This window comes from Pantoea sp. (assembly GCF_039594315.1).
GTDB lineage: Bacteria > Pseudomonadota > Gammaproteobacteria > Enterobacterales > Enterobacteriaceae > Pantoea.
In genome coordinates, this window is sequence record NZ_JBCNNP010000048.1 from 23112 (window position 1) to 29848 (window position 6737).

Annotated in this window: 8 protein-coding genes; 5 read left to right on the forward strand and 3 right to left on the reverse strand. The window is 55.2% G+C overall.

The window, feature by feature from the left end; genetic code table 11:
* The first annotated feature begins 7 nt into the window (after positions 1-7).
* The 5 genes from ABDW13_RS19365 to ABDW13_RS19385 are packed head-to-tail and all read left to right on the forward strand — an operon-like array spanning position 8 to position 4864.
* Complete coding sequence (locus tag ABDW13_RS19365; RefSeq protein ID WP_343554175.1) at positions 8-1189, forward strand: isochorismate synthase; 1182 nt, start codon at positions 8-10, stop codon at positions 1187-1189.
* A gap of 10 nt (positions 1190-1199) precedes the next feature.
* Positions 1200-2816, forward strand: coding sequence for a (2,3-dihydroxybenzoyl)adenylate synthase (locus tag ABDW13_RS19370; RefSeq protein WP_343554176.1), 1617 nt, complete (start codon positions 1200-1202; stop codon positions 2814-2816).
* Positions 2817-2834: 18 nt separating this feature from the next.
* Positions 2835-3689, forward strand: a complete 855-nt coding sequence (locus ABDW13_RS19375) for an isochorismatase family protein (RefSeq protein WP_343554177.1) — start codon at positions 2835-2837, stop codon at positions 3687-3689.
* Complete coding sequence (dhbA, locus tag ABDW13_RS19380) at positions 3686-4444, forward strand: 2,3-dihydro-2,3-dihydroxybenzoate dehydrogenase (RefSeq protein ID WP_343554178.1); 759 nt, start codon at positions 3686-3688, stop codon at positions 4442-4444. Before ABDW13_RS19375 ends, dhbA begins: the two co-directional genes overlap by 4 nt.
* A gap of 3 nt (positions 4445-4447) precedes the next feature.
* Entirely contained in the window at positions 4448-4864 is a 417-nt protein-coding gene (locus ABDW13_RS19385) for a hotdog fold thioesterase (RefSeq protein WP_343554179.1), read from the forward strand.
* A gap of 55 nt (positions 4865-4919) precedes the next feature.
* Here the strand turns inward: ABDW13_RS19385 and cgtA are convergent, their stop codons facing one another.
* The 3 genes from cgtA to rplU form a co-directional block, all read right to left on the reverse strand.
* Positions 4920-6095 (reverse strand): Obg family GTPase CgtA, encoded by a 1176-nt coding sequence (cgtA, locus tag ABDW13_RS19390; protein ID WP_343554180.1) that lies wholly within the window; start codon positions 6093-6095, stop codon positions 4920-4922.
* Between the two features lie 237 nt (positions 6096-6332).
* Complete coding sequence (gene rpmA / locus ABDW13_RS19395; RefSeq protein WP_009092448.1) at positions 6333-6590, reverse strand: 50S ribosomal protein L27; 258 nt, start codon at positions 6588-6590, stop codon at positions 6333-6335.
* 15 nt (positions 6591-6605) lie between these two features.
* Positions 6606-6737, reverse strand: a 132-nt coding sequence (rplU, locus tag ABDW13_RS19400; RefSeq protein ID WP_343554181.1) for a 50S ribosomal protein L21, incomplete at its 5' end; no start/stop codon positions are given.

A 6737-nucleotide genomic window follows, 5' to 3' on the forward strand; every position in this document is an offset into this window, starting at 1 on the left:
GAAAATTATGGTGGAATCTTCCACGTTTGAAAATGCCTGGCTGAAGGATTATTCCGCGTTATGCCGTGGCTTCCTGTTTACCTCGCCGTGGCGCAGTTTGGCGACGCAAGGCTGCTATACCACGATTACCGCGCCGGTCGATGATGCTGCGTCGCTGCACGGTGAGTTCCAACAACAGTTGCGTCAGCACTTTGCGGCGGCAAAAAAACAGGGCATCGCCAATCCGATTCTGGTCGGCGCCATCCCCTTTGATGTCAGCCAACCGGCAGCGCTGTTTATTCCTGAATCTCATCAGATGTTTAATCGCGCCGACCTGCAAAATGCGCTGCCCGCCAATCTCAACGATTTACCGCAGGTACGTCGACGCGCTGCGGTGCCGGAACACGATGCGTTCGTCAAGATGGTAGCGGATGCGGTGGCCGCCACGCAGTGCGGCGACCTCGACAAAGTGGTGCTGTCGCGCTTGATGGATATCGTTACCGATCAGCCGGTGGATACCGCTGCGCTGATGCAACGCGTGATTGCGCAAAACCCCAATAGCTACCATTTCCATCTGCCGCTGCCGCAAGGCGGTGCGCTGATTGGCGCCAGCCCCGAACTGATGCTGCGCAAGCAAGGACGCGATTTCAGCTCTTGTCCGCTCGCCGGATCGGCACGTCGCGATCATCGCGATGCCCAGCAGGATCGTGCAGCTGGTGAATCGCTGATGAGTTCAGGCAAAGATCGCCACGAACATAAGTTGGTCACCGACGCGATGCGCGACACGCTGCAAGCGCGCAGCCGTGTACTGTCGGTGCCGACCATTCCATCGTTGATCACCACCGCCACCTTGTGGCATTTGGCAACGCAGATCGACGGTGAAGTTCGGGACGAAGCAGAAAATGCGCTGTCACTGGCTTGCTTGCTGCACCCGACACCGGCGCTGAGTGGTTTCCCACATCAACGTGCACAACAGTTGATTCAACAGCTGGAACCCTTTGATCGCCAATTGTTTGGCGGCATCGTCGGCTGGTGCGATAGCGAAGGTAACGGCGAATGGGTGGTGACGATTCGTTGCGGCACCGTGCACGGCTCGCGTGTGCGTCTATTTGCGGGTGCAGGCATTGTGGCCGACTCGCAACCCGAATCTGAGTGGCGCGAGACCGGCGTGAAGCTGGATACCATGTTGCGCGCTTTTGGACTGCAATAAAGGAAACCGCATGAGCATTCCCTATACCCGCTGGCCGGACGATCTGGCTGCGCGCTATCGCGACAAAGGCTATTGGCTAGACGTGCCGATGACCGACATTCTGGCGCGCCATCAACATAACGATGCGATTGCAGTGATTGATGGCGATCGCCAAATCAGCTACCGCGAAATGGATACGCTGAGCAGCAATCTCGCCGCCGCATTGCAACGTCGCGGCCTGCAAAATGGCGATACCGCATTGGTGCAACTGGGCAACGTGGCTGATTTCTATATCACGGTGTTTGCACTGTTTAAGTTAGGTGTGGCATCGGTGTTCGCGCTGTTTAGTCATCAACGCACCGAACTCAGTGCTTATGCCGCACAGATCAAACCGAAATTATTGATCGCCGATCGCAGCCATGCGTTGTTTGCGGATGATGCTTTTATCAGTGCGCTGTGCGCAGCGCAGCCTGCGCTGCAACAGGTGATTCTGCGCAACGACACTCAGCCAGAAAACACCCTGGAATCCTTGATGGCGGAAGTGGCAGGTGATTACCACGCCACGCCAACCGCTGCCGATGAAGTGGCTTTTTTCCAGTTGTCCGGCGGCAGCACTGGCACGCCAAAGCTGATTCCACGCACCCACAACGACTATTACTACAGCATCCGCGCCAGCGATGAGATTTGCCAGGTTACTGCCGAAACGCGCTATCTCATCGCCCTACCCGCACCGCATAACTTCGCCATGAGTTCGCCCGGTTCGCTTGGCGTGTTTTACGCCGGTGGACAAGTGATTTTGGCCGCCGATCCCAGCGCCACGCAGTGTTTCCCGTTAATCGAGCAACATCAGGTCACCGATACCGGTTTGGTACCGCCAGCGGTCAGTTTGTGGCTGCAAGCGATTCAGGAATGGGGCAGCAATAAACAGCTGGCTTCGCTGCAACGCATCCAGGTCGGCGGTGCCAAGTTAGGTGAAACGCTAGCGGCGCGCATTCAATCTGAGATTGGCTGCCAGTTGCAGCAGGTATTTGGCATGGCGGAAGGTCTGGTGAATTACACCCGCTTCGGCGATGACGAGAAAACCATCCTCACCACCCAAGGTCGCCCCATTTCCGAGGATGACGAAGTCTGGGTGGCGGATGAACACGGCAACGCGCTGCCGACCGGCAGTATTGGTCGCCTGATGACGCGCGGCCCGTACACCTTTCGCGGCTATTACAACAGCCCAGAACACAATGCCGCCAGCTTCGATGCCAACGGTTTCTACTGTTCCGGCGATCTGATTGAGATCAACGCGCAAGGCTACATCACCGTACAAGGACGCGAGAAGGATCAGATCAACCGCGGCGGCGAGAAGATCGCCGCGGAAGAGATCGAGAATCTGTTACAGCGCCATCCTGATGTCATCCACGCCGCGCTGGTGTCGATGAACGATGAGTTGATGGGTGAAAAGAGCTGCGCCTTTATTGTCGCCAGCCAACCGATTAAAGCCGTGGCGCTGCGTCGCCATCTACGTGAACTGGGCGTGGCCGAGTTCAAATTACCCGATCGTATTACCTGCGTAGATGCCCTGCCGCTGACGCCCGTCGGCAAGGTGGATAAAAAACGTTTACGCCAACAGCTTGCCGATCAACAAGCGCAAGCCTGACCTGCTCCGGAGATTGTAATGGCTATTCCAAAACTCACTGCTTATGCGCTGCCTGCGGCGACCGAACTGCCTACCAACAAGGTGAAATGGACAGTTGAACCGCAGCGTGCTGCATTGTTAATCCATGATATGCAGGCTTACTTCCTCAATTTCTGGGGCGAAGATAGCCCGCTGGTGAAACAGGTGGTGGAAAACATCGCGCGCCTGCGTGCGTACTGCAAAGCACAAGGCATTCCGGTGTTTTATACCGCTCAGCCCAATGCGCAGAGCGATGCTGACCGTGCGCTGCTCAACGATATGTGGGGACCGGGACTGAATAAACATCCTGATCAGCAAAAGATCGTGGATACGCTCGCGCCGGATCAAGACGATCAAGTGCTGACCAAATGGCGTTACAGTGCCTTTGTGCGTTCGCCGCTGGAGTCGATCCTGCAAGAAATGGGGCGCGATCAGTTGATCATTACCGGTGTTTACGCGCACATCGGCTGCCTGACCACCGCCACTGACGCTTTCATGCGTAACATCCAGCCGTTTATGGTGGCAGATGCGCTCGCCGACTTTACGCGTGAAGAACACATGATGGCGCTGACGTACACCGCTGGTCGCAGCGGCAAAGTAGTGATGACCAACGAGCTAATGCCGTTACCGCTGAGCAAAGACGAGTTGCGCGCGTTGATTCTGCCGCTGCTGGAAGATGACGAGGTGCCGGAAGATGATGAAAATCTGATTGATTACGGCCTGGATTCAGTACGCGTGATGGCGCTGGCAGCGCGCTGGCGTCAGGTGCACCACGATATTGATTTCGTTAGCCTGGCAAAAAATCCAACCATTGATGGCTGGTGGGCTCTGCTTTCACGAGTACCAGCCAAATGAGTGCGACTTTTGATTTCAGTGGAAAGATTGTTTGGGTAACCGGCGCGGGAAAAGGCATTGGTTATCATACCGCGTTGAGTTTTCATCAGGCAGGCGCGCAGGTGATCGGCTTTGATCTGCGTTTTGATCAGGCCGATTACCCATTTACCACCCAGGTTTTGGATGTAGCGAATGCGGTAGAAGTCAAAGCGGTTTGCCAGCGCTTGCTGGCGGATCAACCGCGATTGGACGTGTTGGTGAACGGTGCCGGTATTTTGCGCATTGGCGCCACCGATGCATTATCGTTCGACGACTGGCAAGCGTGCCTGGCGGTGAATGCTGGTGGCGCATTCAACCTGTTTCAGCAGACCTTGCCGGTGTTCCGCCAGCAGCGCGCGGGCGCGATTGTCACTATCGCGTCTAATGCTGCGCACGCGCCGCGTCTCGGCATGTCGGCGTATGGTGCTTCGAAAGCCGCGTTGCGCAGCTTGTGCCTGACGGTGGGTTTGGAAATGGCGCCGTTCGGCGTGCGCTGTAACATCGTGTCGCCAGGTTCAACAGACACCGATATGCAGCGTAGCTTGTGGCATACGCCAGAAGCCGAGCAGGAGATGATCAACGGCTTCCCGGATCAGTATAAGCTGGGGATCCCGCTGCGTAAGATCGCCAAACCACAAGAGATCGTAGCGAATGTGATGTTCCTCGCCTCGGATCTTGCCAGCCACGTGGTGTTGCAGGATATTGTGGTCGATGGTGGCGCAACGCTGGGATCTTAATAGATGGCAATTTGGAAACGTTCGGTCGATCTTGAAACGCTAAATCAGCTTGGTGAAAACTCGCTGGTGTCCCATCTCGGCATCGTGTTTACCGTGATCGGCGAGGATTACCTCGAAGCGACCATGCCGGTGGATGCACGAACGCAGCAGCCGTTTGGCCTGCTGCACGGTGGCGCTTCCGTGGTGCTGGCGGAATCGATGGGTTCGATTGCTGGCTATCTTAGCATTGAGGAAGGCAAAAGCGTGGTCGGCATTGAAGTGAGCGCCAGTCATCATCGCGCAGTGAGCAGCGGAGAAGTGCGCGGGATTTGCCGCCCGCTGCATCTCGGCACTCGCAATCAAAGTTGGCAGATTGAGATTCGTAACGCCCGCGATCAGTTATGCTGTAGTTCGCGATTAACGGTGGCGGTGCTGGGCTAACGGTTCAAATTAGCGCATAAAAAAAGCGGCCATTTGGCCGCTTTCTCGTTGGTAATTAACGCTGGTAAATGATTTCGACGCCTTCGTCGTCCTCTTCGTCCCAATCGTCATCCCAATCATCGTCTTCTTCCACTTCCTGCGCGGTTTCCATCGCTTCACGGTGATAGTCATCCCACATGAAGGCAACTTTCTCCGGCTCTTTCGCTTCTTCTTCGGCTTCTTTCGGATTTTCGATGATAAAGCTCATCACATCCCAGCAAAGATCTTTCACGCCATCATGACTAGCCGCAGAAATCAGGTAGTATTTATCTTCCCAGCCCAATGCTTCCGCTACCGCTTTGGCGCGGCTTTCCGCTTCTTCGCGGCTCAGCAGATCACATTTGTTGAACACCAACCAACGTGGCTTCTGGAACAGTTTGTCGCTGTATTTTTCCAGTTCGCCGAGAATGATGCGGGCATTTTCTACCGGATCAGATTCGTCGATTGGGGCCAGATCGATCAGGTGCAACAGCACGCGGCAACGCTCAAGGTGTTTCAGGAAGCGAATACCCAAGCCTGCGCCATCCGCAGCGCCTTCAATCAGGCCAGGGATATCGGCGACCACAAAGCTCTTTTCGCTGTCCATACGCACCACGCCAAGGCTTGGTACCAAGGTGGTGAACGGATAATCCGCCACTTTTGGTTTCGCGGCAGAGACCGAACGAATAAAGGTCGATTTACCGGCGTTAGGCAAGCCGAGCATGCCCACGTCAGCCAACAGCATCAGTTCCAATTGCAGATCGCGCTTTTCGCCCGGTGTGCCCATGGTTTTCTGGCGCGGTGAACGGTTAACTGATGATTTGAAACGGGTGTTGCCCAAACCATGCCAGCCGCCTTTCGCGACCATTAGCTTCTGCTCATGGCGCGTCATGTCGCCAAGCGTTTCGCCAGTGCCCTGGTCAATAACGCGTGTACCGACCGGCACTTTAACAATGATGTCTTTACCACGTTTACCGGTGCAATCACGGCTCTGGCCATTCTGACCACGTTCTGCGCGGAAAGATTTTTCAAAGCGATAATCGATCAGGGTGTTGAGGTTTTCATCTGCCAACAGATACACGTCGCCGCCGTCGCCGCCGTCGCCGCCATCTGGGCCGCCTCTTGGAATATATTTTTCACGGCGGAAGCTTACGCAACCGTTGCCGCCATCACCCGCGACCGCAAGGATCGTCGCTTCATCTACAAACTTCATTTTATTTCTCCGTCACGCTGTCGTTCGCGGCAGCATGCAGGCTGCGAACGGGTCCGCCAGGGTCTTCTGCGCTGACCGACGGCGGATAATACAAGATTGGCAATGCCAAGAGTACATAAATTGTACAACAACTGCGCTGCAACGTCGCTGTTAACCAGCAGAATGTAAAAAGCCCCGCAAAGCTGCGGGGCCTTTCATTCGTGTATTCAGACGTTAAACGTCTGCAGCACGACAACCTTACTCAGCAACGATGCTGATATATTTACGGTTGTTCGGGCCTTTTACTTCGAATTTAACTTTGCCGTCTGCGGTAGCAAACAAGGTGTGGTCACGACCACAACCTACGTTGCTGCCTGCGTGGAATTTGGTGCCACGCTGACGAACGATGATGCTACCTGCCAGAACAGATTCGCCACCGAAACGTTTTACACCCAGACGTTTTGCGTTGGAGTCGCGACCGTTACGGGTCGAGCCACCAGCCTTCTTATGTGCCATTTGTCAGATCTCCTCTTACGCGCCGATCACAGTGATTTTCACATCTGTGAACCACTGACGGTGACCAGCTTGCTTACGGTAGTGTTTACGACGACGAAACTTAACGATTTTAATTTTCTCGCCACGACCGTGAGCAACAACTTCTGC

Excerpts from the sequence above, each read along its gene's own strand:
- dhbA (WP_343554178.1), top strand. The coding sequence starts at position 3,686 with ATGAGTGCGACTTTTGATTTCAGTGGAAAGATTGTTTGGGTAACCGGC.
- ABDW13_RS19370 (WP_343554176.1), top strand. The coding sequence starts at position 1,200 with ATGAGCATTCCCTATACCCGCTGGCCGGACGATCTGGCTGCGCGCTAT.
- cgtA (WP_343554180.1), bottom strand. The coding sequence starts at position 6,095 with ATGAAGTTTGTAGATGAAGCGACGATCCTTGCGGTCGCGGGTGATGGC.
- ABDW13_RS19385 (WP_343554179.1), top strand. The coding sequence starts at position 4,448 with ATGGCAATTTGGAAACGTTCGGTCGATCTTGAAACGCTAAATCAGCTT.
- ABDW13_RS19365 (WP_343554175.1), top strand. The coding sequence starts at position 8 with ATGGTGGAATCTTCCACGTTTGAAAATGCCTGGCTGAAGGATTATTCC.
- rpmA (WP_009092448.1), bottom strand. The coding sequence starts at position 6,590 with ATGGCACATAAGAAGGCTGGTGGCTCGACCCGTAACGGTCGCGACTCC.
- ABDW13_RS19375 (WP_343554177.1), top strand. The coding sequence starts at position 2,835 with ATGGCTATTCCAAAACTCACTGCTTATGCGCTGCCTGCGGCGACCGAA.